This is a genomic window from Streptomyces sp. NBC_01261 (assembly GCF_036226385.1).
Lineage (GTDB): Bacteria > Actinomycetota > Actinomycetes > Streptomycetales > Streptomycetaceae > Streptomyces.
Genome location: NZ_CP108463.1, coordinates 2,413,008 through 2,438,123, shown reverse-complemented (window position 1 = coordinate 2,438,123; position 25,116 = coordinate 2,413,008). Strand labels below are relative to the sequence as shown.

The following is a 25,116-nucleotide window of genomic DNA, read 5'->3' as shown; positions in this document are numbered from 1 at the left end:
GCGCGACTCCCCCGAAGCCTACGGGCAGGAGTAGGGTCGGCGGCGAAACCCGGAGGTGAGGGGGACGCCATGGGACAGGTACGCGGTGCCTCGGGTATGCGCTCGCGGCTGCGGGTCACGGCGATCGCCAGCCTGACGCCGCTGGAGGAGCTGGACGACGACCCCTTCCTGGTCGACTCCCGCAGCCAGCACGCGATGTGCGCCCGCTGGGCCGCCGACCACGGCTACGTGATCGCCCGCGAGCTTCTGGTCCGCGGGCTGCGCCCCGACCACTGCGCCCTGTGGGACGGCGTCCGCCCCGGCCTCGACCTGTTCGTCGCCCCCAGCCGCCGGGTCCTGGAGAGCGCGCTGTCCTCCGTCGACGAGTTCACCGACGAGTGCGCGCGACGCGGGGTGCGCATCGAGACCGTCGGCCGCGCGGAACCCTGCTACGACGCCCAGATGAAGGCCAGCGTGCACCGACGGCTCTCCATGCCGACGGCCGGCTACGACGGCCGCTAGGTCCGGCGCCCCGCTTCTCGCTCCGGGGTCCCCGCGTCCCGTATGACAGGCTGGGGACAGGCCCGCCAGGTCGTCGGGCCAGGGACGTGAGGTGTACGGGGCGTGGGTGGAGCGCGTTGGCGGCGGCTCGCCAGTCAGGTCGGGCGGAGCATCGCGGTGTGGGCGGTCTCCACGGTCACCATGCTGGTGCTCGCCGGGATCCTGCCGGACTTCAAGCTCCAGTCGGCGGACGGCGACAGCGCCACCCGGATCGGCGTCACGGCCGCGTTCGGCGCCGGAGCCTTCGGTCTGCTGTCGGCGCTCGTCTGGCCGCTGCTGGTACGGCTGTTGCTGCTGGTGCCCGCGCTCGTCCTCGGCCTCCTCGTCTTCGTGCTCAACGGGTCGCTGCTGCTGATCGCCCTGCGGATCAATCCGGACGGCGGGCTGCGCGGCCAGGTAGCCCCCGAGACCGCCGTCGTCGTGGCCGCCGTGATGTCCGCCGTCGCCTCCGCCACCGGCGGTGCCCTGGCCGTGCGCGACGACGACGCCTACCGCCGCCGCCTCTACCGCCTCGCGGACCGCCGCCGAAGAGCCATGCCGCCCGGCCCGTCCTCGCCCGGCACCGTCTTCCTCCAGCTCGACGGCGTCGGCCACGACGTCCTGCTCGGCGCGGTGGCCAGGGGCCTGATGCCGACCGTCGCGAAGCTCCTCGGCGGCGACCGCCCCACCCACCGCCTCACCCCCTGGCGCACCGACTGGTCCAGCCAGACCGGCGCCAGCCAGCTCGGCATCCTGCACGGCTCCAACCACGACATCCCCGCGTTCCGCTGGTACGAGAAGGACACCGGCGAGGTGATGGTCTGCAACCGCCCGACCAGCGCCGCCGAACTCCAGCGCCGCGCCGTCGAGTTCACCGGCGACGGCGGCCTCCTCACGCTCGACGGCGCCAGCCGCGGCAACCTGTTCAGCGGCGGCGCCGACGAGCAGGCCCTCGTCCTGTCCATCGCCATCCGCCGCCGGGGCCGCGAGAACCGTTCCCGCGCGGGCTACTTCGCCTACTTCTCCGACCCGGCCAACGCCGTCCGCACCGCGATGTCCTTCGTCGCCGAGGTCGGCCGCGAGATCGGCCAGTCGACCCGCTCCCGCCTCACCAAGCAGCGCCCCCGGATCAAGCGCGGCGGCCTCTACCCTCTCGTCCGCGCCTTCGCGACGGTCATCGAACGGGACGTCGTCGTCGCCGCCGTCATGGGCGACATGCTCGCCGGCCGCACCGCCGTCTACGCCGACCTCGTGGCCTACGACGAGGTCGCCCACCACTCCGGACCGCGCAGCCGCGACGCCGCCAAGGTGCTCCAACGCTTGGACCGCTCCATCGCGTTGATCGAGAACGTCGCCGAGCACGCCCCGCGCCCGTACCGCATCGTCGTCCTCTCCGACCACGGCCAGAGCCCCGGCGAGACCTTCCAGGGCCGCTACGGCCTCACCCTCGGCGACCTGGTGCGCGCGGGCTGCGGGCTGCCCGTGCCGCGCCGGGCCCGCCGCACCCACAGCGGCGCCGAGGCCCGCGCCGCCGTCCGCGCCGCGCTGCGCCGGCCGGTCGAGGAGAAGGACGGGCAGCACCGCCACCCGGGCCGCCACTCGGAACCGGTCGTGCTGGCCTCCGGCAACCTCGGCCTGGTCTCCTTCCCGGACGTGCCGCACCGCATGACCAAGGAGGAGATCGACGCCCGGCATCCGGCGCTGCTGACGACCCTCGCCAACCACCCCGGCGTCGGCTTCGTCCTCGTCCGCAGCGAGGAGCACGGAGGGGTTGTGCTGGGGGCACACGGTGCCGAACTCCCGGTGGCCGAACTCGACGACAAACAGGGCCCGTTGGCGGACTTCGGCCCCGGCGTCGCGGACGCCGTCCGGCGCACCCACTCCTTCCCGCACACCGCCGACATCATGGTCAACTCCTGGTACGACCCCGCCGAGGGCGAAGTCCTCGCCTTCGAGGAGCAGATCGGCTCGCACGGCGGCCTCGGCGGCGCCCAGGCCAAGCCGTTCCTGCTCTCCCCGCACACCTTCTCCGCACCGGTCGACGACGGCGAGGACCTGGTCGGCGCGGAGCATGTGCACCAGGTTCTGCGGCGCTGGCTGCGCGAGTGCAGCGGACCTCAGGTGCCGCTGACGGACGAGCAGTCGGAACGCGCCGCCTGAAAATGAGCTGCGGTGGACCGGCCGCGAGCACACACTGTTGGAGTCTCCCCGCCTCGAACCTCCTTCAGGAGCCGCTGCTTTGCAGGCTGCCGTCACTGTCACGCCCGCCCGTATCCCCGAGCTGCTGCTCGGCCTCGCGACCGTCCGGCCCGTCTTCATCTGGGGTGCGCCCGGCATCGGAAAGTCGTCCCTGGTAAGGGAGTTCGCCGAGTCGCTGGGGCTTGAGTGCGTGAGTCTGCTCGGTACGCAGCTGGCGCCCGAGGACCTGATCGGGGTGCCGCAGATCCGGGACGGGCGGTCGGTGTTCTGTCCGCCGGAGGCGATCGCGCGGGACGAGCCGTACTGCCTGTTCCTCGACGAACTCAACGCGGCCACACCGGATGTGCAGAAGGCGTTCTACTCGCTGATCCTCGACCGCCGGATCGGCACCTACGAACTCCCCAAGGGTTCCATCGTGATCGGCGCCGGGAACCGGGCGACCGACAACGCGCTGGCCCGGCCGATCGCGTCCGCGCTGATCAACCGGCTCACCCACGTCCACCTGGAGGCGTCCCCGAAGGACTGGCTCAACTGGGCCGCCGCCAACGGGATCCACCCGTGGATCCTGGACCACCTCACCGACCGGCCCGACCACCTGTGGTCCAAGCCGCCGAAGACCGAAGAGGCCTTCTCCACGCCCCGGTCCTGGCACATGCTCTCCGACGCGCTGGGCTCCTTCGGGCCCGACCTCGACGAGGACACCCTGAAGGTCATCGCGCACGGCACGCTGACCCCGGCCCACGCGGTCGCGTTCTGCGGGTACGTCAAGATCGTGCGCAGCCGGTTCGGCATCGAGGCGATCATCAAGGGCGACGCCCGCTGGCCGCACCGCCCCGAGGACCGCGACCTGCTGTACTACCTCGCCGAGTCCTTCCGGGGCCGGCTCGTCAAGGAACTCCCGGTCAGCAAGGAGCACTTGTCGGCGAACGGACTGCAGACCGCGTACCGCGCCAAGTCGTTGCTCGTGCAGCTCGCCGAGATCTCCGTCGAGGTCGCGCAGAGCGTCATCGCCCCCGACACCGACGGCAATCCGCTGCTGCCCGCCTGGTTCCTGGTCGAGGCGGCCCGTGACATGCCCCGGCTGGTCGAGGCCCGACAGTGAGCCGCCCCCAGGGCAAGGGGAAGGGGAAGGGGAAGCCGAAGAAGAAGGACCTCGCCGCCGAGGCCTTCGAGGAGGGGCTGCGGCTGGTGCGGGCCAACCGCGCGCTCGCCGCCATCGGCTTCAGCACCTGCCGCCGGGACGACTGTCCCCACACGCCCGACTCCGGCCTGGTACGCGTCGATTCCAACGGCGTGCTGCACGTCCACCCCACCCGCCGGGCCGAACCCGCCGAGTGGGCCTGGGCGATCGCGCACTGCATCATCCACCTGGGCTTCGGCCATGTCCCGGCCGCGCCGAAGCTCCGCGACCAGCCCGACGGCCCTGCCCTCGCGGCCGACTGCGCCGTCGTCAACCGCTTCCTGCTCGGCTTCCCCATCGGCGTCACCCCCGAGGACCTGCCCGCGTCCTACCCGGGCGGCGACGAGGAGCAACTCGCCGCCCGCTGGCGCCGCGACGGCGTCCCGCCCCTCTACGAGCGCTGCGGTACGGCGGGCGGCGAGCCGGACCAGCTGCTCGTACCGTGGGACACCTGGCAGGGCGGCAAGGCCCCCGACTGGCAGCTCAACTTCGCGAACGCCCTCACCCGCACGGTGGCCATGGCGATGGACGTGGCGGGCGGCCGGCGTGCCTCGATGCGCGGCGGACCCACCCGACTCCAGCCCTGGGAACGGGCGTTGAACTGGTTCGTCTCCTCCTACCCGCTCCTCGGCGGCATCGCGGCCGGCATCACCCTCGTCGCCGACGCCGAACTCGCCCGCGCGCACGGCATCTCCGTCGCCGCCGTCGACACCGGCGCGGCCGAGATCTACGTCAACCCGCTGCGCCGACTCGACGACGAGGAATGGCGGTTCGTCCTCGCCCACGAGATGCTGCACGCCGCCCTGCGCCACAGCGACCGCTGCGGCGTCCGCGACCCCTACCTCTTCAACATCGCCGCCGACTACGTCATCAACGGCTGGCTGTGCGAGATGGACGTCGGCCGGATGCCCGAAGGCCTCCTGTACGACCCGGAGTTGAAGGACCTCTCCGCCGAGGAGGTCTACGACCGGATCGCCGGCGACCTGCGCCGGATGCGCCGCCTGGCCACCCTGCGCGGCAAGGGCGTCGGCGACATCCTCGGCGGCCCGCTCGGCAGCCCTCGCGACTACGTCGACCTCGACGAGTTCTACCGGCGCGGCCTCGCCCACGGCCTCGACCTGCACCAGCAGTACGAACGCGGCTTCCTGCCCGGCGGGTTGGTCGAGGAGATCCGCGCCCTGAGCCATCCGCCGCTGCCGTGGGACGCCCGACTCGCCCGCTGGTTCGACGAGTTCGTGCCACGCCCCGAGCCCGTACGGTCGTACGCCCGCCCCTCGCGCCGCCAGTCCTCCACGCCCGACATCCCGCGCGCGGGCCGCTGGTTCCCGCCCGAGGAGATCGCCCGCTGCACCTTCGGCGTCGTCCTCGACACCTCCGGCTCCATGGACCGCGCCCTCCTCGGCAAGGCGCTGGGCGCGATCGCGTCGTACGCCGAGGCCCGTGACGTACCGGCCGCCCGGGTCGTGTTCTGCGACGCGGCCCCGCACGACGCGGGCTATGTGTCGGTCACCGACATCGCGGGCCGGGTCCGGGTGCACGGGCGCGGCGGTACGGTCCTGCAGCCCGGGATCGATCTGCTGCACCGCGCGGACGACTTCCCGCCGGGCGCGCCGATCCTCGTCATCACGGACGGCTGGTGCGACACCCTGCGCGTGCGGCGCGAACACGCCTATCTGATACCGCAGAACGCTCGCCTGCCGTTCACCGCCCGTGGGCCGGTCTTCCGGGTGAGCTGAAGCGGAATGTGATCGGATGGGTTCGAAAGACATCCGCGTCGAAAGGAAACACCGTGGCAACCACGCGCACCGCACACACCGTCTGGGAAGGCGAACTCATCAAGGGCAGCGGCGAGGTCACCTTCGACTCGTCAGGCATCGGTGTGCAGCCGGTGACGTGGGCGTCGCGCGCCGAGCAGGCCAACGGCAGGACCAGCCCCGAAGAGCTGATCGCCGCCGCCCACTCCAGCTGCTTCTCCATGGCGCTCTCCCACGGCCTCACCGGCGCGGGCACCCCGCCCACCCGCCTGGAGACCAAGGCCGACGTCACCTTCCAGCCCGGCGAGGGCATCACCGGCATCCACCTCACCGTCCGCGGCGAGGTCCCCGGCCTGGACGAGGCCGGCTTCGCCGCCGCCGCCGAGGACGCCAAGAAGAACTGCCCGGTCAGTCAGGCCCTCGCGGGTACGACGATCACGCTGACGGTGGAATCCGCCTGACCCCCGCTTCCCCTCCCGTCTCGATGCCGCGCCCGGACAAACGGGTGCGGCATTGACATTCCCGCACTCAAGTTCTCAGCTGGAGATCGGGCAGCGCCTGGCGGAAGGGGACGGCGATGGGACGTGCGGTCGGGATCGATCTGGGGACCACGAACTCGGTGGTCGCGGTGCTGGAGGGCGGCGAGGCCACGGTGGTGGCCAACGCCGAGGGGGCGAGGACCACACCCTCGGTCGTGGCCTTCGCCAAGAACGGTGAGGTGCTCGTCGGCGAGGTCGCCAAACGGCAGGCCGTGACGAACATCGAGCGCACCGCGCGCTCGGTCAAACGGCATATGGGGGACACGAGTTGGCGCTTCCCGGACACGGGCGCCATCGACGGAACGCGGTACCGCGCCCAGGAGTTGTCCGCGCGCGTGCTGCAGAAACTGAAACGGGACGCGGAGGCCTATCTCGGCGAGGACGTCACCGACGCCGTGATCACGGTCCCCGCCTACTTCGACGACTCCCAGCGCCAGGCCACCAAGGAGGCCGGCGAGATCGCGGGCCTCAAGGTGCTGCGGATCATCAACGAACCGACCGCCGCCGCGCTCGCCTACGGCCTGGACCGGGGCGAGGAGCAGACCGTGCTGGTCTTCGACCTCGGCGGCGGCACTTTCGACGTGTCGCTGCTGGAGATCGGCGACGGTGTCATCGAGGTCAAGGCGACCAACGGCGACACCCATCTCGGCGGCGACGACTGGGACCAGCGGGTCGTCGACCATCTCGTCAAGAAGTTCCAGGGGCAGTACGGCATCGACCTCGGCAAGGACAAGATGGCGCTCCAGCGCCTGCGCGAGGGCGCGGAGAAGGCGAAGATCGAGCTGTCCTCGTCCTCCGAGACGACGATCAACCTGCCCTACATCACCGCCTCCGCCGAAGGCCCGCTGCACCTCGACGAGAAGCTGACCCGCGCCGGGTTCCAGGAACTCACCGCCGACCTCTTGGACCGGTGCAAGAACCCCTTCCACCAGGCGGTCAAGGACGCGGGCATCAAGCTCTCCGCGGTCGACCACGTCATCCTCGTCGGCGGCTCGACGCGGATGCCCGCCGTCACCGACCTCGTCAAGGAACTCACCGGCAAGGACCCGCACAAGGGCGTCAACCCCGACGAGGTCGTGGCGCTCGGCGCAGCCCTCCAGGCCGGCGTCATCCGCGGCGACGTGAAGGACGTCCTCCTCCTCGATGTCACCCCGCTGTCCCTGGGCATCGAGACCAAGGGCGGCATCATGACGACGCTCATCGAACGCAACACGACCATCCCGACCCGGCGTTCGGAGATCTTCACCACCGCCACCGACAACCAGCCCTCGGTCGGTATCCAGGTCTACCAAGGTGAGCGTGAGATCGCCGCGTACAACAAGAAGTTGGGCGTCTTCGACCTCACCGGGCTGCCGCCGTCCCCGCGCGGGGTGCCGCAGATCGAGGTCGCCTTCGACATCGACGCGAACGGCATCATGCATGTCTCGGCGAAGGACCTGGCGACCGGCCGCGAACAGAAGATGACCGTCACCGGCGGCTCCGCCCTCGGCAAGGACGACATCGACCGGATGATGCGGGAGGCCGAACAGTACGCGGACGAGGACCGTAAGCGTCGCGAGGCGGCCGAGACCCGCAACCAGGCCGAGCAACTCGCCTACCAGACCGAGAAGTTCATCCACGAGAACGAGGAGCGCGTTCCGGGGGACATCAGGGTCGAGGTCGAGGCGGCCGTCGCGGAGGTGAAGTCGCTGCTGGAACACAACGCCGATACGGCCGAGTTGCGTACCGGTGTGGAGAAACTCGCCACCGTCAGCCAGCGGATGGGGCAGGCGATGTACGCGCAGGCCGCCCAGCAGGCACCCACGGAACAGGCGGAGCACACCGAGGAGCCCGACTCCGCGCGGCAGCACGAGGAGGAGGAAGGTGTCGTCGACGCGGAGATCGTCGACGACGAACGGGACGCGAAGGGCGGCGCCGCCTAACTCCCGGTCGGCAGGGTGGCGCGGACCGCGTCCAGGACGGAGGCGTAGGGCGTCCCGAAGTCGGCCAGCCGGGAGCGGAGTCGGGCCAGGGCTGTGCGGTGCTCGGCGAGGAGGTCGAGGTTGCCGGTACGGGACGTGAACTCCAGGACCGCGGGGAGGAAGTCGGGCAGCTCCTCGTCGGTGAACTCCAGGCCGTGGGCGCGGTAGAGGTCCTTGAAGTGGACCAGGGACATACCGCGTCGCCGGGTGTCGTCGTCGCGCCACCGGCTCAGGTACAGGCTGTGCCGGTTCCCGGAGTCGAAGACCTCGACATAGTGCGCGGCCAGGTCCCCCGCCGGGGTGAGGGCCGCGTGGTCGACGAACTCCCGTAGCTGCGGGGCGGCTTCGCGCAGCAGGGGGAGCCGGGCGCGGAAGTCGTCGTCGGGGTAGGTCAGACAGAGCGCGGCCGCCTGGTACAGCACGGTGTCGGAGGGCATCAGACGTCCCTCGCGTCGGAGGGCACCGGAACACCCCGGCTCGGTACCTCTGCCGGCGTTCTCGTCTCCGTCACCTGCGCTCCCTCGCTCGCCCGTGGTGTCGAACCTAGGGCGGGGCAGGGGAGCGCACCCGTTCACCGCAGCCGTACGGGTCAGGGCTTGCGGGCGACACCGCCGTAGACCGGGACGATGCCCTCCGCCTGGGCGGTCACGTCCTCCGGGGCCGGACGCCAGCCGTAGACCGGGATGACGCCCGGGCCGAGCAGGTCGAGGCCGTCGAAGAAGCGGGAGAACTCGGCCAGGGTGCGGGGGAAGAAGGGGGTGCCGCTGCGCTGGAAGTGTTCGGCGGCCTTCGCGATGGCGGCGGGGCTGAGGTCGGGGGTGACCTGCGACATCACCAGGTAGCTGCCCGGGGCGAGCACGTCGACGTAGCGCCTGATCAGGCCGTACACGTCGTCGCCGTCGGGCTCCGCGCTCAGGTAGTGGGTGAGTGCGACCAGCGACAGCGCGACCGGTTGGGTGAAGTCCAGGGTCTCGGCGGCCAGCCGCAGGATCCTGTCCGGGTCGCGGACGTCGGCGTGCACGTACTCGGTGCTGCCCTCGGCCTCACCGTGCAGCAGGGCCTCCGCGTGCCGCAGCACGATCGGGTCGTTGTCCGCGTACACGACCTTGGCGTCCGGGGCGACGCTCTGTGCCACCTGGTGGAGGTTCGGCTCGGTGGGGATGCCGGTGCCGATGTCCAGGAACTGGCGGATCCCGGCCTCGGCGGCGGTCCGGGTCACCCGGTGCATGAACCGGCGGTTGGCCCGCGCCCCGCGCACCGCGGAGCTGTCCGTGGCGAGGATCCTGCGCGCCAGCTCCTCGTCCACCGGGTAGTTGTCCTTGCCGCCGAGCCACCAGTCGTACACCCGCGCCGGATGCGGCCGGCTGGTGTCGATACGGGTGGGCGCGGCGTCGGATCCGGTCATGCGGTGTCGTCTCCTCGGGAGTTCGCGTGGTGGTGCCCGGGCCGTGCTTGCTCAGAAGGTCTCGCGGTAGTCCCGCAGGATCTTCTTGGTGCGCTGTGCGGACGCGGCGTGCGCCGTCATGTGGTCGAGGACCTCCAGATGCGCGGAGACCTCCGTACGGGAGTCCAGGTACAGGGCGCCGGTCAGGTACTCGGTGAACACCATGTCGGGCAGCTCCGGTTCGGTGAAACGGAACAGCGAGAAGGGGGCGTACGTCCCCGGATGCGGGCCGTTGTCGAACTCGGCGACCTGGAGCGTGACCCGGTCGCGCTCGCCGAACTTCAGGAGTCTGTCGAGCTGTTCGCGCATCACCTCGCCGCGCATGCTCACCGGCCGGCGCAGCACGGTCTCGTCCATGACGACCCACAGGTGCGGCGGATTGTCCCGTTCCAACAGCCCCTGCCGGGCCATCCGCAGCGACACGTGCCGCTCGATGGTCTCCGGCCCGGTCTGCCCGATCGTCCCGGCCTCCAGGACGGCGCGCGCGTAGTCCTCGGTCTGCAACAGGCCCGGCACGAAGTGCGGTTCGTACGAACGGATCAGCCCGGCGGCGCCCTCCAGGCTCACGTACAGGCTGAACCACTCCGGCAGCACGTCGTGGAACCGCTGCCACCAACCCGGCTGGTTCGCCTCCTCGGTGAGCGCGACGAACGCGTCCGCCTCCTCCTCGGCTACCCCGTACGTCGTCAACAGCACCTGGACGTACGGCACTTTCAGCGCGACCTCGGCCATCTCCATCCGCCGTACGGTCGCCGGGGCCACCCGCAGGACCTGCGCGGCCTCCTCGCGCTTGATGCCGGCCGCCTCACGCAGCTCCTGCAGCCTTCTGCCCAGCACCACTTGACCCACCGTGGGCGCGGGCCGTCGTTCACTCACAGCCACGCCTCCCCATACGCGCCGAAGTCTGGGGGCAGTGTGCCATGTTCCGGCCACTCTCTCAGCGGTTCGGAGGTGATCATTCGTCAGTCTCCCAGCGCGTGCAGGTACTTGGCGGTCGCCGGGTCGGCCGGGAGGAACGTCTCGATCGCCAGCTCCGAGACCGTCACGTCCATGGGTGTGTTGAACGTGGCGATCGAGGAGACGAAGGACAGCACCCGGCCGTCGTGCTCGATCCGCATCGGCAGCGCGAAGTGCGGGACGGGCGTGAGTTGTTCGTCTTCCCTTTCGGCCGCCTCCGGCGCCGGGTACGCCGTGACCTCCTCGTACAGCGCCCGCAGCGGCTCGGAGCGGTGCAGGGCGATCTGCCGTTCCATCTGCGCGAGGAGATGCCCGCGCCATTCACCCAGATTGCGGATGCGCGGTGCCATCCCCCGCGGGTGGAGCGTCAACCGCATGGCGTTGAGCGGGGGTTGGAGGAGGGACTCCGGTACGCCGTCCAGCAGCATGGTGATGCCCCGGTTCGCCGCGACCACGTCGTAGACGGCGTCGACCACCAGCGCGGGATACGGCTCATAGCCCTGAATCAGCCGCTCCAGACCCTCGCGCAACGCCTCCAACGCCGGGTCGTCCAGCGGGGTCTCCGGATAGCGCGGGGCGTAACCGGCCGCCAGGAGAAGGGAGTTGCGCTCGCGCACGGGAACATCCAGGTGCTCGGCGAGCCGTAGGACCATCTCCTCGCTCGGCCGGGACCGTCCCGTCTCGACGAAGCTGATGTGCCGGGCCGAGGAGTCGGCCCGCAACGCCAGCTCCAGCTGACTGACCCGCCGCCGCTCCCGCCAGGCACGCAGCAACGGGCCGACGCCCTTGCCGGCCGGGGCGGCGGCAGCGATGTCGGTGCCGGTCGGGACAATGGTCATACACACGACCGTAGTCGAAGGAGCGCGCACGTGAACGAGTCGAGGATCCCGTCCGGGCAGGCCGCCGGGAACTCCCTGGGGGAGGCCACGGCGATGTACCGGGCCAGAGTCCGCGGCTGCCTCCTCGGCGGCGCGGTCGGCGACGCCCTCGGCTACCCGATCGAGTTCACCTCCCTCGACCGCATCCGCGCGAGCCACGGACCACGCGGCGCGACCGGGTACGTGCCCGGTGCGCACGGCGCGCTGGGCCTGATCAGCGACGACACCCAGATGACCCTGTTCACCGTAGAGGCGCTCACCACGGCCCACGCGCGGGAGCGGGAGAAGGGGATCGGCGGCGCCTGGTCCATGCTGCTGCGCGAGGCCTACGAGCGCTGGCTGGAGACCCAGTCCCAGCCCGCACCGGGCGACAGCGTCACGTCCGGTCTCCTCTCCGAGCCCTGGCTATACGCCCGCCGTGCCCCCGGAAACGCCTGCCTGTCCGGGGTCGCCCAGATGTACGCGCCCGACCCGTGGCTCCCGCTCGACGGCACGCCCGGCCGCGTCAACCCCGACTCCAAGGGCTGCGGCACGGTGATGCGCTCGGCCCCCTTCGGCCTGGTCGACACCGCCGACGGGGCCTTCGCCATGGCGGCCCGCGGCGCCCAGATCACCCACGGCCACCCCACCGGCTACTACGCGGCGGGCGCCCTCGCCGCGATCGTCGCGCACCTGGTCGCGGGGGACTCCCTGGAGGGTTCGGTCCTGCGCGCGCTACGGCTCCTGGAGCGCCATCCCGCCCACGAGGAGACGTCGGCCGCCCTCCGCGAGGCTCTCGACCTGGCCGCCGAGGGCTCGCCCACCGCCGAGAAGGTCGAGTCCCTCGGCGCGGGCTGGGTCGCGGAGGAAGCCCTCGCGATCGGCGTCTACAGCGCGCTGGTGGCGAGCGACGTGAAGGCCGCGCTGCTCCTCGCCGTCAACCACTCCGGCGACAGCGACTCCACCGGCTCCATCTGCGGCAACCTCCTCGGCGCCCGGTACGGCGACCACGGCCTGCCGCACACCTGGGTCCAGCGGGTCGAGGGCCGCGCCACGATCGCCGCCCTCGCCGACGACCTCGCGGCGGAATGCGTACCGGGCTGACGTCCGGGCACCCGTCCGACCAGGGACGCGACCACCTGCCGGGGGCACGCGGCCTGTGGCACGCTGAAGAGAAGCCGCCCGACCGGAATCCCGACCCGAGCCCGATCTGAATCCCGACCCGAGGAAGGAGCGAGGCGATGCCCGTCGTACCGCTGTCGCCGAAGGAGATCGAGGACCGCCTCGCGGAACTCCACGGCTGGTCGGTCGACGCCGACCGCCTCACCCGCGCCTACCGCCTCGCCTCCCACTTCGCGGCCACCGCGATGGTCGTCCACATCGCCCGGGTCCAGGAGGAACTCGACCACCACTCCGACCTGACCCTCGGCTACAACACCGTCACCCTCACCGTGAACACCCACAGCGTCGGCGGCGCGATCACCGAGCTGGACTTCCAACTCGCCCACAGGGTCGAGGACTTGGCCCCGGGACACGGCGCGACCTGAGCGGAGACCGAAGAGGAGGGGCAGGGAGGGGAGAGGGCAGAGGCGCGTGCTCGACTACGACAAGGAAGCCGACGCGTACGACGCGACGCGCGGCGGTGAGCCCCGGGCCGCCGCCGCTGCCGAAGCCGTACTCGGCTTCGTCCCGCAGGACGCCCGAGGCCTGCTGGACGTGGCCTGCGGCACGGGCATCGTCACCCGCCGCCTGGCCGCGGCCCGCCCCGCCCTAGGAGTGACGGGCCTCGACGCGGCGCCGGCCATGGCCCGCAGAGCGGCGGCGAGGCTACCGGGCGCCGTACTCCTCGCGGACAGCCGCCAACTCCCCTTCCCCGACGGGGTGTTCGACGCGGTGACGACCGTTTGGCTGCTGCATCTGGTGGACGGCCCGGAGGACGCCAGGGCGATCATCGCGGAGTGTGCGCGGGTCCTCCGCCCCGGCGGTGTGTACATCACCACGGTCGACAAGGCCGCCGCCCACGACGTCGGCAGCGACATCGACGCCGTCCTCGCACCGCGCCCACGCCGCCCCGCCCAGGACAGCCCCGACCAAGTCGGCGCGTACGCAGGCATGTTCGGCCTCCGTCCGGCCGGCACCGCCCGTTTCCGGGGCCACGGCCAGGGCCGCAGCCCCCGCAGCACCACGGCCGACCTGCGACGGGGCTGGTTCACCATGCTGCCGCCCGGCGAACCGCTCACCGAACGGTTCGCCGCCGAGCTGGAGTTGCTCCCTGACCAGGAACGACCGCGCGCGGACCCCGAGTTCACGATCCTGGCCTTCAGGAAACCGTCGGCCGGGTGAAGTCCATCGTCCAGTTGGTCACCCAACTCGCCCCGTCGTCCACCGAGAACGCCTGTTCCCAACGGGCACCGCTCGCGGAGACCCCCGACCACACGAACCGCACCCGCACCTCCTTCCCGTCGTGCGTGTCGTCCCCGTAGAACTCGCCCCGGCCGGCCTCGAACCGCCCGGTCACCGGCGGGAACAGCTTCCCGGTGCCGCTCGACGACCAGTTCAGGGACCACAGTCGGGCGTCCTGGTCGAAGAGCCGCAGGGTCAGCCCCTTCGACCCGAGGTACGGCATGTCGATCTCGTCGACGTTCGCGGCACCGTCGAAGAGCGGCCGGCAGTGGCTTACGCCCGCGAACTCCGCCCAGCCGCTGCCGGGTTGGAGGAAGTCGGTGAGCCGACGGTTCGCGACCTCCCACTCGCCGTGGAGGAAGTCGAAGTCGTGCGGGCTGCTCATGCGCGGTCTCCAGTGGTTCCGGCGGCCAGGGAGTCGGCCAAGTAGGCGTCGAGGTCCGGGACTTCGGGCGCGAGCAGGTGCCGTACCCAGGCGTCCCGTTCGTGCAGGATCGGCGGCAGCTCCCAGACGCAGCCGATCCAGGGCAGGTCTGGAGTGACGAAGTGGGTCGGGTCGAGGTCCGGACAGCCCAGCACCGGCTGGCCGGCCGACGCGCCCCGGAAGTGCAGGACGTTGTCCCACACCCAGCTGTACGCGTTCAGATAGGCACCGTCGTCACCGCCTCGATGCAGCACGACGAACGTCGCAGGGGCAGTACCGTCCGGCTCGGGCAGCAGCTCCGGCAGGATCGCGTACGCCGCCCTCTCCACCTCGGGTGCGATCCCCGCGGGGTCGGCGGTGACGTGGTAGCGCTTGATGTGCCGCCCGGCCACCTCGATCGGCGGTGGCACGGTCAGCAGTTTCTCCGTGAAGGGCATGGCAGGACGTTAGGACGACTTCACTGACATCCTGTGTCAGTGAAGTCCAGCCGACTCGTCTCGATCCTCCTGCTGCTCCAGACCCGGGGCCGGATGACCGCCGCCCAGCTCGCCGAGGCCCTGGAGGTCTCGGTCCGCACGGTCTACCGGGACGTCGAGGCACTGAGCGCGGCGGGCGTCCCGCTGTACGGCGACGCGGGCCACGCCGGCGGCTACCGCCTCCTCGACGGCTACCGCACCCGGCTGACCGGCCTCACCACGGACGAGGCCGAGGCCCTGTTCCTCGCGGGCGCACCGGGACCGGCCGCCGAACTGGGCCTCGGCCCGGTCCTGGCCGCCGCCCAGCTGAAGGTACGCGCGGCCCTTCCGGCCGGACTGCGCGAGCACGCCGACCGGATCAGCGGCCGGTTCCACCTGGACGCGCCGGGCTGGTACGCGGACGCCGACGAGACACCGTTCCTGCATACAGTCGCCGACGCCGTATGGAACAACCGTGTCCTGTATGCCATCTACCGACGCTGGCGCGAGCCCACCGACGTGGAGCGCCGCCTGGAGCCGTACGGCCTCGTACTGAAGGCGGGCCGCTGGTACGTCGTAGCCGGCCCCGGCCCCCGCACCTTCCGCGTCGACCAGATCCTCGAACTCACCCCGTCCGCCTCCGGCGAGGAGTTCACCCGCCCGGACGACTTCGACCTGGCCGCCTACTGGACGGCCCACCAGCAGGACTTCCACGACCGCCTGTACCGGAGCGAGGCGGTGGTCCGGCTGGCGCCGGGGGCGACGCTCGCCCGCGCGGTCCCCGTCAACGGCCGGACGGAGCCGGACGGTTGGACCCTGATGTCGGTCCCGATCGAGTCCGTCGAGCACGCGCACGGCGAGTTCCTACGGCTCGGCACCGACATCGAGGTCCTGTCCCCGCCCGAACTGCGTGACCGCATCGCCCGCACGGTGGCCGAACTGACCAGGAGATACGGCGACTTGCTCACCGGCAGCGGCGACTGAGGGCACGCACGAGGGCACGCACGAGGGCACGCAACCCCTGCTCAGGTCACCGTGCAGCTCTGATCGCCCACCTTGAACGCGCCCGGCTTCGTGTTCACCCCCGTCCAACTCCCCGTGAAGCCGAAGCCCACCGAGGACCCCGCCGCCACCGTCCCGTTCCAGCTCACGTTCTTCGCCGTCACCGCCGCGCCCGACTGGGTGTAGTCGGCGTTCCACAGCTGGCCGATCTGCTGCCCGTCGGCGAAGGACCAGCCAAGTGACCAACCGTTCCAGGCAGTTGAGCCGGTGTTCGTCAGCTGAACGTCGGCCTGGAAGCCGCCCGCCCATTGGTTGGTGATCTTGTACGTGACCGTGCAGGCACCCGTGGGGGTCGGATCGGTACCGCCGCCGCCCCCGCTCCCTCCGTCGCCCGCGTCGGAGGAGTCGCCGTAGACGACCCCGCGGCCGTTCGTCGACACGTACACGCGGCCGTAGACCCTGGGGTCACCGGTGATGGCCGCACCCGTCCAACCCCATTGATGTGCATCGTCGTTGATCCGCGTCCAGGTCGCGCCCTTGTCGGTCGAGCGGAAGATGCCGCGTACGCCGCCGATCTTCGCGCTGGTGTAGAGCGTCTGGTACGAGGCGCCGGTCGCCGCCTTGCCGAAGCCGATGGTGTCGGCCTGGTCGACGTTCGCGAGCTTGGCGAAGGTGGCGCCGCCGTCCGTGGAGTGCCACAGCCCGTACGCCCCGTCGCTCGCCCCACCCGCCAGCCACACGTCCCCCTTCGTGCCGGGCAGCGCCTTGAAGCGGACGCTGTCACCGGCGGGGAGACCGGCCGCGGTCGACGTGGTGAAGGTCGCCCCGCCGTCCGAACTGACGTAGAAATGACCCGACTTGAAGCCGTAGAAGGTCTTGGCGTCCACCCGGTCCGACTCGACGGTCGCGCCCGCCGGGATACCGCTCGACGCTGCCCAGGACGAGCCGAAGCCCGACGCGTACTGCACGCCCGCACCCGCCGGACTCCACACGAACCGACTGCCGTCGGCCGCCGCGGCGACGGTCCCGCCCCCGCTGACACCCGAAGGATCGGTCCCCGCGAACCAGTTGGCGCCGTTGTCCGTCGAGAACGCGATGTGCGCCCCCGAGTCCACATTGCCCACGCGCACAACGGTGTTGGGGTCGGTCTCCGCGAAGTCGAGGCTGGTGGTCGTCGTGAAGGTCGGCGAAGTGAACATCATCGAGGGGACCTTGGTCAGATCCGTGTGCCGGAACCCACCGATGTCGCCCAGCGCGCTGAGGAGTTGGGCGCCGCCGGACGGGGGAGCGGCGAGGTCGTTCACGGCCGTCTCCTCCAGCCCCCGCACCATCGGCTTCACGGTGAACTGGCCCCCGCTGTCCCAGTTCGTCAGGTTCTCCGTGCCGTAGAGCGTCGCTCCCGTCCCGTACATCATGCGGTTCGAGTCGAACGGGTCGATCTCCAGCGACTCGGTCATCCAGCCCAGTTTCGGGGCCTGTTCGGGCGGCGACGGGTTCGCGCCGAAGGTCAGCCAGGGTGAGGACGACACGTCCATGGTGTAGCGGTTCGCACGGTTGGGATACGACGTGTAGTCCCAGGCCTTCGTCCAGGTCCCGCCGCTGTCCGTGGAACGGAAGATCTGTGTTTCCGGCCACCAGGAGCTGTACGCCGTCGCCATCACGGTCCCGGGATGCTGCCGGTCCACGGTCAGACCGCTGAACCCGTAGTAGGTGTCGGTCTCGGCGACCGGGCTGATGTCCGTCCATGTGCCGGTAGCGGTCGCGTACCTCCACAACTGCCCCTTGCCACCGTCGTACGGCCCGCCCTTGTCGCTGTATGCGATGTACAGATAACCGTTGACCGCATCCAGCACACCCTTGTGCGCCAGATACCCGGTGGGCTGCCCGGCCACCCGCGACCACGTGGCACCCGCGTCCGTCGACCGGTACACGGCGTTGGCCTGGTCGGCGACCCCGACATAGATCGTCTTCGTCGCGCTGCCGGCCGTACCCGTCGACTCGTCGAAGGTGACCCACACGATGCCCTGGTTGTCGTTGGCGTAGCCGCTCGTGTCGGTCGGATCCTGCACGTAGTTCCCGACGTCGGGGAAGTTCGCCACCTGCGACCAGGTCACCCCGGAGTCGGTGGACCGCCACAGCCCCTTCCCGCTCGGCGCGCCCAGATACAGCACGCTGTCCTTGTTGGGATCGACGGCCAGCCGCTCACCCATACCGCGCCCCGGCATGTTCCCACCGAGCTTGAACGGCAGATCGGTCTTCTGCCAACTCCCGCCCCGGTCACCCGACCTGAGCACCGCCCCGTTCGTCGGATCCCAACTGTTCGTGTACGTACCGACAGCCGCGTACACCTTGTCCGGATCGACCGAGTCGGACGCGAGACCCACCACCCCGGTGTGCCCCCAGTCGTCCCACCCGACCGAGTCCAGCAACGGCGTCCACGTCTTCGTCGACTCCTGCCACCGATAGGCACCGCCGATGTCGGTCCGGGCGTAGGCGAGGTTTTTCTCCTTCCGGTTGAAGACGATGCCGGGCACGAACCCGCCTCCGTCGATCCGGGCGTTGTGCCATGTGTACGTGTCGGCCGCGAGCGCCACTTTCGGCACGTTCGCGTTCGCGGCAAGGGCGGACGGACTGCCCGCCAACAGACCGGCGGCGAGGGCGAGTACGGCCGTGAGAATACGAGTTCTTCGCACGAGGGGTCCTCTCGTGAAGAGGGGTTGAAGACACGAGCGCCGGGCGACCCCCAGTGCGGGTGGGGGCCGCCCGGCCGGTGGGCCCCGCCGTCAGGTGGCGGGACCACGCACGCGGAACTCCGAGGCACTCTCCGGGAGACGGGCAGGTCCAACACCCCTGTTTCCAGGGGCGCGGGGAACTGCGCGACCAGCCACAACGGACCGGCACTGTTCCGAACCGCCCAACCCGCGGAGCGCCTCGCGGGGGCTATTCGAGAAGCTCCGCATACGACCCCATGGCCAAGGCGACGTCCGCCTGAGCCCAGAACCGGTGATACGTGAAGACGGGCGCGGCCCCACCCGCCAGATAACTCTGGATCTTCGACCACGCCGGGTCGTTCTTGTAGAAGGACCGCAACGAGGCGAACGTGGAAGCGGAGTTGACCGCGTCCCCGTTCGGCATCGTCCCGCTGAACCCACTCGGCACATACACGCTGTCGTCGAACCGGTTGTAGTCCGCGCGGGTCTCCGGAACGGCGACACCCAGGCTGTCCTGGTAGTTGCCCCACATCCCGTCGAGCAGCGCCTTCGCGGTCGTCTTCGCCGCCGCGTTGCCGGACTTCGCGGCGTAGTACGTCAGCGTCTTGGCATACGCGGCTGCCACACCCACGTCATTGGTGTAGTCGGCCACGGTGACATGAAGTCCCGTATTGGCACCGGGACTTGACGCGTTCCACGTGTCCGGCTGCCCCGACCACTGCAACGTCGAGGGAATCAGATACGTCCCGTCCGGATTGATCGTGGTCTTGGACAACGCCCACGCCACCCACTTGTCGAGAACCGCCTTCGCGCTCGCGTTCCCCGTCTGCTGGTAGTACTCGGCGACCCGCTCCATCGACCACGCCTGGAACCCGAACCACTGGTTGGACGGCGGGTCGTGATAGACGGGCTGCTGGTCGTAGTACATGCCGTAGAACGTCGATGTACCGGCCGGCGGACTCGCGTACCGACCCTGCCAACTGTTCGTCGCCCCACCGGCGATGGCACCCTCGCTCGACTGCAGCCAGCGGTAGAACTCCAGCTGCCGCGACAGCGAGGTACCCCAATCCGCCGCACCCGTGGTGGACTTGGGCTTCAGGTCCGCGTACGAACTCAACGCGTAGGCGGCCAACGGGTTTTGATAACCCCCGTGCACATGGCTCGACCCGATGCGCCACGCCCAACCCGCGCTGGTGTCGTTCGCGCCGCCCCACGCGTAGTACCAGGACAGCAGGTAGTCCGAGGCGTCCTTGCCGGTGCCGGCCGGGCAGGTCGACGGTCCGACACAGTTGCCGATCTTCTTGAAGTACTTGTCGTACATGGCGTACCGCAGATAGTCGCCCATCTTCGCCGCCTTGCCGACGGTCGTGGAGACGTCGGAGCCCTTGCCCTGCTCCTTCGCCCACACGTCGGCCCAGTACGCGGCCTGCACGGCCCGCGCGTCGGCGTCCGGCGCGTCGGTGTACTTCCACTGCTTGGCGTACGAGGAGTCGCCGGTGAAGAGGTCCAAGTACCCGTTCTTGCCGCCGTACTTGAAGGCGTCGCAGGTCGGCTGCGGCACCGTCTCCCACACCGACTCCTGCGCTCCGCGCTGGAAGGTGTTGATGTACGACGGCCCGCTCGCCGTCGGCCCCGCCTCGCACCCGCCGCCCGGCGTGTCGCCGTAGCCGTAGGTGTTGTCGACGTCCTCCAGCCAGTGCATACCGTAGACATCGTCCGTACCGTACGCGGTCTTCAGTTCACCGGCGATCGGATCCGATCCCACCGGCACCGAGGTGTCGAGCTTCGCCGGATACTCGTTCGGGGTGTCCAGCTCGGGCGCGTACGTCGCCGGCTTCGAGGCGTTGTAGAAGGAGTTGGTCGGCTGGTCGGCGTGGGTCGGGATCATGTACTTCTCCATGAGAGCCCAGGCACCGTTGAACTTCGACCAGTCGCCCGTCACCTTGCCGTACATCGCCTGCAGCCACAGCAGATAGCTGTACGCCTCCGACGTGGTCTCGTGCCCCTGGTCCGGCGCCTCGACGATCAGGGTCTCCACCGAGTGGTAGGGGATGCCCTGGGGCGAGAAGTAGCCGTTCGCCGGGTTGGTGATCTTCCCGTAGAGGTCCAGGAAGCGGGCGTCGTACGCGTTCGCCGCCGCCAGCTCCGTCACCGTGACCGTCGCCTTGGTGAACCCCGTCGCCGTCGACTCGAAGGACGCCGAACCGGTGCCCGACGCGTCGGCCGTGAGGGTCACCGTCTGCGCGGTGTTCCAGTTCGAGGGCGTGAAGGTGAGCGACGCGCCGCCGGTGACCGACAGCCCCGTGTTGCCGCTCGCCCGCGCCGTCGTGACCGTCACGTTCGACGACGGTTGCGTGGACAGCGACACCGCGTACGTGCCCGACTTGCCCTGCTGGACGCCGAGTTGGGCCGGTGAGGCCACCACCGCGGGTCCCGAGGCGACCGTGATGCCGACCGGCGTCGACTCCCCGGACGCGCCCAGACTGTCGTAGGCCTTCGCCACCAGCGAATGACTGCCCACGGCCAACCCGGAGGTCGAAAGGGAGTACGGCGAGCTCGTGTCCGTGCCGAGCAGCGTGGTGTCGTCGTAGAACTCCACCTTGCTGATCGTCGCGTTGTCGGCCGCCGCCGCGGTCGCCGCGAGCGGGATCGCCGCCCCCTGCGTGTAGATCGCGCCCGCGCTCGGGCTGGTCAGCACGGTGATCGGCGGCTGGTGCGCGCCGGCGCAGGTGGTGCCGTTGACCGCGAACGAGGTGGGCGCGGCGTTGGTGCCGCTGTAGCTGAACTGCGCGCCGGTCGAGACGGCCGCGCCCGCGGCGATCGTCCCGTTGTACGACGCGTTCGTCACCGAGACCGCGCCGCCGGACTGGGACCAGGTGCCGTTCCAGCCGTTGCTGAGCTTCTGGTTGCCGGCGTAGCCGTACGTCAGGGTCCAGCCGTTGATCGCGTCCGTACCGCGGTTGGTGAGGGTCAGATCCGCGGTGAAGCCGGAGCCCCAGTCGTTGGTCTTGTAGTCCACGCTGCACTGAACTGTCGCCGCCTGAGCGGGAGTTGTGCCGGTCGCGAGCATCGAGACCGGAAGGGCGAGGGCCGCCACGACGGCGGTCCACAAGCGCCGCGTGATGCGGCGTCTCCTTCTGGGGTGCATGTGCTGGTTCCTCCTTGCGGCTCGGAGAAGTGGGGGCGGAGCAGCAACAAGCCTTGAACCAGTGGGAGCGCTCCCATCGTGGGGACGGGGGTGTGAGCCGTCAAGGTGCTTACGGAGTCGAAATAATTCGACGACCGCGGGTTGGGGGAAAGTCAGCGAAAGTCTGTGACTCCCCTGTCCTTTGCCGTCACTTGGCGCTACCTTCCTGGACACCAGTGGGAGCGATTCCGTCAGTCGACGCGTCCGTGCGACGCGCCCGAGCTGCAAGGAGTCGCTCATGCGACACCCCCCGCGTTCAATGCTTTTAGCCGTGGCCGGCGCGACCGCCCTTGTCGGGGCCATGGTCGTTCCGGTGGTCACGGCGTCCGGTGCCACTCCCGCGTGCACGGTGGAGTACTCGGTCACCAGCCAGTGGGACACCGGCTTCCAAGGCGCAGTGCGGATCACCAACAACATGGCACCGGTGAGCAGTTGGAGCCTGAACTTCGACTTCGCCGGCGGCCAGAAGGTCACCCAGGGCTGGAACGCCAAGTGGTCCCAGTCCGGCACGACGGTCTCCGCGACCAACGAGAGCTGGAACGGCTCGCTCGGCACCGGCGCGAGCGTCAGCGCCGGGTTCCTCGCCAACTGGTCGGTGAGCAACGCCGTACCGTCCGCGTTCAAGCTCAACGGCACGACCTGCAACGTCGATGCGGAGCCGACACCACCCACGTCGCCGCCTCCGACCTCACCACCGGCCGGCGGCACGGCACCCGCACTGCACGTCTCCGGGAACAAACTCGTGGACGCCGACGGCACCAACCGCCGTCTGCTCGGGGTCAACCGGTCCGGCGGCGAGTTCATGTGCGTGCAGGGCTACGGCATCTGGGACGGACCGGTGGACGACGCGGCCGTCGCGGCGATCGCCGACTGGAAGGCGAACGTGGTCCGCATTCCCCTCAACGAGGAGTGCTGGCTGGGCCTTTCGAACATCAAGCCCGAGTACGCGGGCGCCAACTACATCGCCGCCGTCAAGGACCTGGTGGCGAAGGTCGAGGCGCACGGCATGACACCGATCGTCGAACTGCACTGGACCTACGGCCAGTACACCGGCAACTCGGCGGGCTGCTCCGACGTGCACGCCACCTGCCAGAAGCCGATGCCGGACGCGCAGTACGCACCGTCGTTCTGGTCCTCGGTCGCCAGTACCTTCAAGGGCGACCAGGCCGTCGCGTTCGACCTGTTCAACGAGCCCTACCCGGACCGCGCGACCTCCACGACCACCCAGGCGTGGGAGTGCTGGCGGGACGGCGGCACCTGCCCCGGCATCGGGTACGAAGTCGCCGGTATGCAGGATCTCGTCGACTCCGTACGGTCCACCGGCGCCAAGAACGTGATCATGGCCGGCGGGCTCGCGTACTCGAACGACCTGAGCCAGTGGCTGACGTACCGGCCCACCGACCCGACCGGCAATCTCGTCGCCGCGTACCACGTGTACAACTTCAACACCTGCGCGACCGAGAGCTGCTGGAACACCACACTCGCCCCCGTCGCGGCCCAAGTGCCGCTGGTGGCAGGGGAGATCGGCGAGAACACCTGCTCGCACGCCTTCGTCGACCAGGTCATGAAGTGGTTCGACGACCGCGGGCTCTCGTATCTCGGCTGGACCTGGAACACCTGGGACTGTTCCGCGGGTCCGTCACTGATCTCCGACTACGCCGGTACGCCCACCGCGTACGGCATCGGGCTGCGCGACCATCTGCGCGCCCTCAACGGATAGGCGCCCGCACACCACAGCACCCGCAACCAACTTCCTTCACAGACAAGGAAACCCGCACTCATGAGCCGTACCAGAACAGCGTTGCTCGCTGCCTTGGTGCTCGTCGCCGGGGCCTCGGGGACGGCGGTGGCCGCCGTTCCCTCGGCGGACGCCGGCATCGCCGCGATTCCCTGCAGCGTGGACTACAAGGTGCAGAACCAATGGGGCACCGGCTTCACCGCCGCCGTCACGATCACCAACAACGGGGCCGCGAAGTCGAGTTGGGCCGCGAAGTGGTCGTACGCCGGCAACCAGCAGATCACCAGCGGTTGGAACGCGAAGATCAGCCAGAGCGGAACCGCCGTCACGGCGGCCAACGAGACCTACAACGGGAGCCTGGGGACCGGGAGTTCGGTCAGCTTCGGCTTCAACGCCTCCTACAGCGGCACCAACGCGCTGCCGACCACCTTCACCCTCAACGGGGTGACCTGCAACGTCGACGACGGCAGTGGCGGGGGAGGGGGCGGTGGTGGCACCGATCCCAGCGGGCGGGTCGACAACCCGTACGCGGGCGCCAAGGTGTACGTGAACCCGGAGTGGTCCGCGAAGGCCGCCGCCGAGACCGGTGGCAGCCGGGTCTCCAGCCAGCCCACCGGCGTCTGGCTCGACCGCATCGCCGCGATCAACGGCGTCAACGGCGGCATGGGCCTGCGCGCCCACCTCGACGCGGCGCTCGCCCAGAAGGGCACCGGCGAAGAGGTCGTCCAGCTCGTCGTCTACGACCTGCCCGGGCGCGACTGCGCGGCCCTCGCCTCCAACGGTGAACTCGGCCCGACCGAAATCGGGCGCTACGAGAGCGAGTTCATCGACCCGATCGCCGCGATCCTCGCCGACAGCAAGTACGCCTCGCTGCGGATCGTCACCACGATCGAGATCGACTCGCTGCCCAACCTCGTGACCAACACCGGCAGCAAGGCCACCGCCACCCCGCAGTGCGACACGATGCTCGCCAACGGCAACTACGTGAAGGGCGTCGGCTACGCGCTGAACAAGCTCGGCGCGATCCCCAACGTCTACAACTACATCGACGCCGGACACCACGGCTGGCTCGGCTGGGACGACAACTTCGCCCCCTCCGCGAACCTCTTCTACCAGGCCGCGAACGCCGAGGGCGCGACCGTGAACGACGTGGCCGGCTTCATCACCAACACGGCCAACTACAGCGCCCTGAAGGAGAACAACTTCACCATCAACGACAGCGTCAACGGTGTCTCCGTGCGCCAGTCCAAGTGGGTCGACTGGAACCGGTACGTGGACGAGCAGTCGTACGCCCAGGCGTTCCGCAGTGAGTTGGTGTCCGTGGGCTTCAACTCCGGTATCGGCATGCTGATCGACACGTCGCGGAACGGGTGGGGCGGTTCCGCCCGGCCCACCGGTCCGGGTGCGACCACCAGTGTGGACACGTACGTCGACGGCGGGCGCTACGACCGGCGGATCCAGGTCGGGAACTGGTGCAACCAGTCCGGTGCGGGTCTGGGCGAGCGGCCGCAGGCCGCTCCCGCCGCCGGGATCGACGCGTATGTGTGGATGAAGCCGCCGGGGGAGTCGGACGGGTCCAGCACGGCGATCGCCAACGACGAGGGCAAGGGGTTCGACCGGATGTGCGATCCGACGTACACGGGGAACGCGCGCAACGGGAACAACCTGTCGGGTGCGCTGCCGAACGCTCCGCTGTCGGGGCACTGGTTCTCCGCTCAGTTCCAGCAGCTGATGGCCAACGCGTATCCGCCGCTGTAGGCGCCGCTGGTTCCGTCGCGTTTGAAGC

At 70.0% G+C, this 25,116-nt stretch carries 20 protein-coding genes; 12 read left to right on the top strand and 8 right to left on the bottom strand.

Going from position 1 to position 25,116, the window contains the following annotated elements; all coding sequences use genetic code 11:
- The first annotated feature begins 69 nt into the window (after positions 1–69).
- The 6 genes from OG226_RS10635 to dnaK all read left to right on the top strand — a co-directional run bounded on the left by OG226_RS10635 (position 70) and on the right by dnaK (position 8,113).
- Complete coding sequence (locus OG226_RS10635; RefSeq protein WP_328676670.1) at positions 70–501, top strand: hypothetical protein; 432 nt, start codon at positions 70–72, stop codon at positions 499–501.
- A 102-nt stretch (positions 502–603) separates the two neighbouring features.
- The gene (locus OG226_RS10630) at positions 604–2,679 is read left to right on the top strand and encodes a phage holin family protein (protein ID WP_329348717.1); all 2,076 of its coding nucleotides are present in this window, start codon (positions 604–606) and stop codon (positions 2,677–2,679) included.
- A 79-nt stretch (positions 2,680–2,758) separates the two neighbouring features.
- Positions 2,759–3,820, top strand: coding sequence for an ATP-binding protein (locus tag OG226_RS10625; protein WP_329348716.1), 1,062 nt, complete (start codon positions 2,759–2,761; stop codon positions 3,818–3,820).
- Positions 3,817–5,634, top strand: coding sequence for a vWA domain-containing protein (locus tag OG226_RS10620; RefSeq protein ID WP_329348715.1), 1,818 nt, complete (start codon positions 3,817–3,819; stop codon positions 5,632–5,634). Before OG226_RS10625 ends, OG226_RS10620 begins: the two co-directional genes overlap by 4 nt.
- 53 nt (positions 5,635–5,687) lie before the next feature.
- Entirely contained in the window at positions 5,688–6,113 is a 426-nt protein-coding gene (locus OG226_RS10615; protein ID WP_033279332.1) for an OsmC family peroxiredoxin, read from the top strand.
- 116 nt (positions 6,114–6,229) lie between these two features.
- Positions 6,230–8,113 carry a molecular chaperone DnaK gene (gene dnaK / locus OG226_RS10610; protein ID WP_328676657.1) on the top strand — a complete coding sequence of 628 codons (1,884 nt, stop codon included), beginning with the start codon at positions 6,230–6,232 and terminating at the stop codon, positions 8,111–8,113.
- On the opposite strand, the gene narJ is transcribed toward dnaK, so the two are convergent.
- From narJ to OG226_RS10590, 4 genes are all read right to left on the bottom strand, one after another.
- Complete coding sequence (gene narJ, locus OG226_RS10605; protein ID WP_329348714.1) at positions 8,110–8,589, bottom strand: nitrate reductase molybdenum cofactor assembly chaperone; 480 nt, start codon at positions 8,587–8,589, stop codon at positions 8,110–8,112. The genes dnaK and narJ overlap by 4 nt on opposite strands.
- A 152-nt stretch (positions 8,590–8,741) precedes the next feature.
- Entirely contained in the window at positions 8,742–9,557 is an 816-nt protein-coding gene (locus tag OG226_RS10600; protein WP_329348713.1) for an SAM-dependent methyltransferase, read from the bottom strand.
- A 51-nt stretch (positions 9,558–9,608) separates the two neighbouring features.
- Positions 9,609–10,472, bottom strand: coding sequence for a helix-turn-helix domain-containing protein (locus OG226_RS10595; RefSeq protein WP_329348712.1), 864 nt, complete (start codon positions 10,470–10,472; stop codon positions 9,609–9,611).
- An 86-nt stretch (positions 10,473–10,558) separates the two neighbouring features.
- Positions 10,559–11,392 (bottom strand): helix-turn-helix domain-containing protein, encoded by an 834-nt coding sequence (locus OG226_RS10590; protein WP_329348711.1) that lies wholly within the window; start codon positions 11,390–11,392, stop codon positions 10,559–10,561.
- Between the two features lie 93 nt (positions 11,393–11,485).
- On the opposite strand from OG226_RS10590, the gene OG226_RS10585 reads away from it, so the two are divergent.
- The 3 genes from OG226_RS10585 to OG226_RS10575 all read left to right on the top strand — a co-directional run bounded on the left by OG226_RS10585 (position 11,486) and on the right by OG226_RS10575 (position 13,753).
- Positions 11,486–12,514, top strand: a complete 1,029-nt coding sequence (locus OG226_RS10585) for an ADP-ribosylglycohydrolase family protein (RefSeq protein ID WP_329353358.1) — start codon at positions 11,486–11,488, stop codon at positions 12,512–12,514.
- 137 nt (positions 12,515–12,651) lie between these two features.
- Positions 12,652–12,957 carry a 4a-hydroxytetrahydrobiopterin dehydratase gene (locus tag OG226_RS10580; RefSeq protein ID WP_329348710.1) on the top strand — a complete coding sequence of 102 codons (306 nt, stop codon included), beginning with the start codon at positions 12,652–12,654 and terminating at the stop codon, positions 12,955–12,957.
- A 46-nt stretch (positions 12,958–13,003) separates the two neighbouring features.
- The gene (locus OG226_RS10575) at positions 13,004–13,753 is read left to right on the top strand and encodes a class I SAM-dependent methyltransferase (RefSeq protein WP_329348709.1); all 750 of its coding nucleotides are present in this window, start codon (positions 13,004–13,006) and stop codon (positions 13,751–13,753) included.
- Here OG226_RS10575 and OG226_RS10570 read toward each other — a convergent pair.
- Positions 13,731–14,198, bottom strand: coding sequence for a hypothetical protein (locus tag OG226_RS10570; RefSeq protein WP_329348708.1), 468 nt, complete (start codon positions 14,196–14,198; stop codon positions 13,731–13,733). The two genes, OG226_RS10575 and OG226_RS10570, sit on opposite strands and share 23 nt — an antisense overlap.
- Complete coding sequence (locus tag OG226_RS10565; protein WP_329348707.1) at positions 14,195–14,674, bottom strand: hypothetical protein; 480 nt, start codon at positions 14,672–14,674, stop codon at positions 14,195–14,197. Before OG226_RS10565 ends, OG226_RS10570 begins: the two co-directional genes overlap by 4 nt.
- 39 nt (positions 14,675–14,713) lie before the next feature.
- Here OG226_RS10565 and OG226_RS10560 point away from each other — a divergent pair, with 39 nt between their 5' ends.
- Positions 14,714–15,676 carry a helix-turn-helix transcriptional regulator gene (locus OG226_RS10560; RefSeq protein WP_329348706.1) on the top strand — a complete coding sequence of 321 codons (963 nt, stop codon included), beginning with the start codon at positions 14,714–14,716 and terminating at the stop codon, positions 15,674–15,676.
- Positions 15,677–15,717: 41 nt separating this feature from the next.
- On the opposite strand, the gene OG226_RS10555 is transcribed toward OG226_RS10560, so the two are convergent.
- Both OG226_RS10555 and OG226_RS10550 read right to left on the bottom strand, forming a co-directional pair.
- Positions 15,718–18,387, bottom strand: a complete 2,670-nt coding sequence (locus OG226_RS10555) for a cellulose binding domain-containing protein (protein WP_329348705.1) — start codon at positions 18,385–18,387, stop codon at positions 15,718–15,720.
- Between the two features lie 247 nt (positions 18,388–18,634).
- Complete coding sequence (locus OG226_RS10550; RefSeq protein ID WP_328676636.1) at positions 18,635–21,553, bottom strand: glycoside hydrolase family 48 protein; 2,919 nt, start codon at positions 21,551–21,553, stop codon at positions 18,635–18,637.
- 277 nt (positions 21,554–21,830) lie between these two features.
- Between OG226_RS10550 and OG226_RS10545 the strand changes: the two genes are divergently transcribed.
- Positions 21,831–23,312, top strand: coding sequence for a cellulase family glycosylhydrolase (locus OG226_RS10545; protein ID WP_329348704.1), 1,482 nt, complete (start codon positions 21,831–21,833; stop codon positions 23,310–23,312).
- 60 nt (positions 23,313–23,372) lie between these two features.
- Positions 23,373–25,088, top strand: a complete 1,716-nt coding sequence (locus OG226_RS10540) for a glycoside hydrolase family 6 protein (RefSeq protein WP_329348703.1) — start codon at positions 23,373–23,375, stop codon at positions 25,086–25,088.
- The last annotated feature ends 28 nt before the right edge of the window (positions 25,089–25,116 follow it).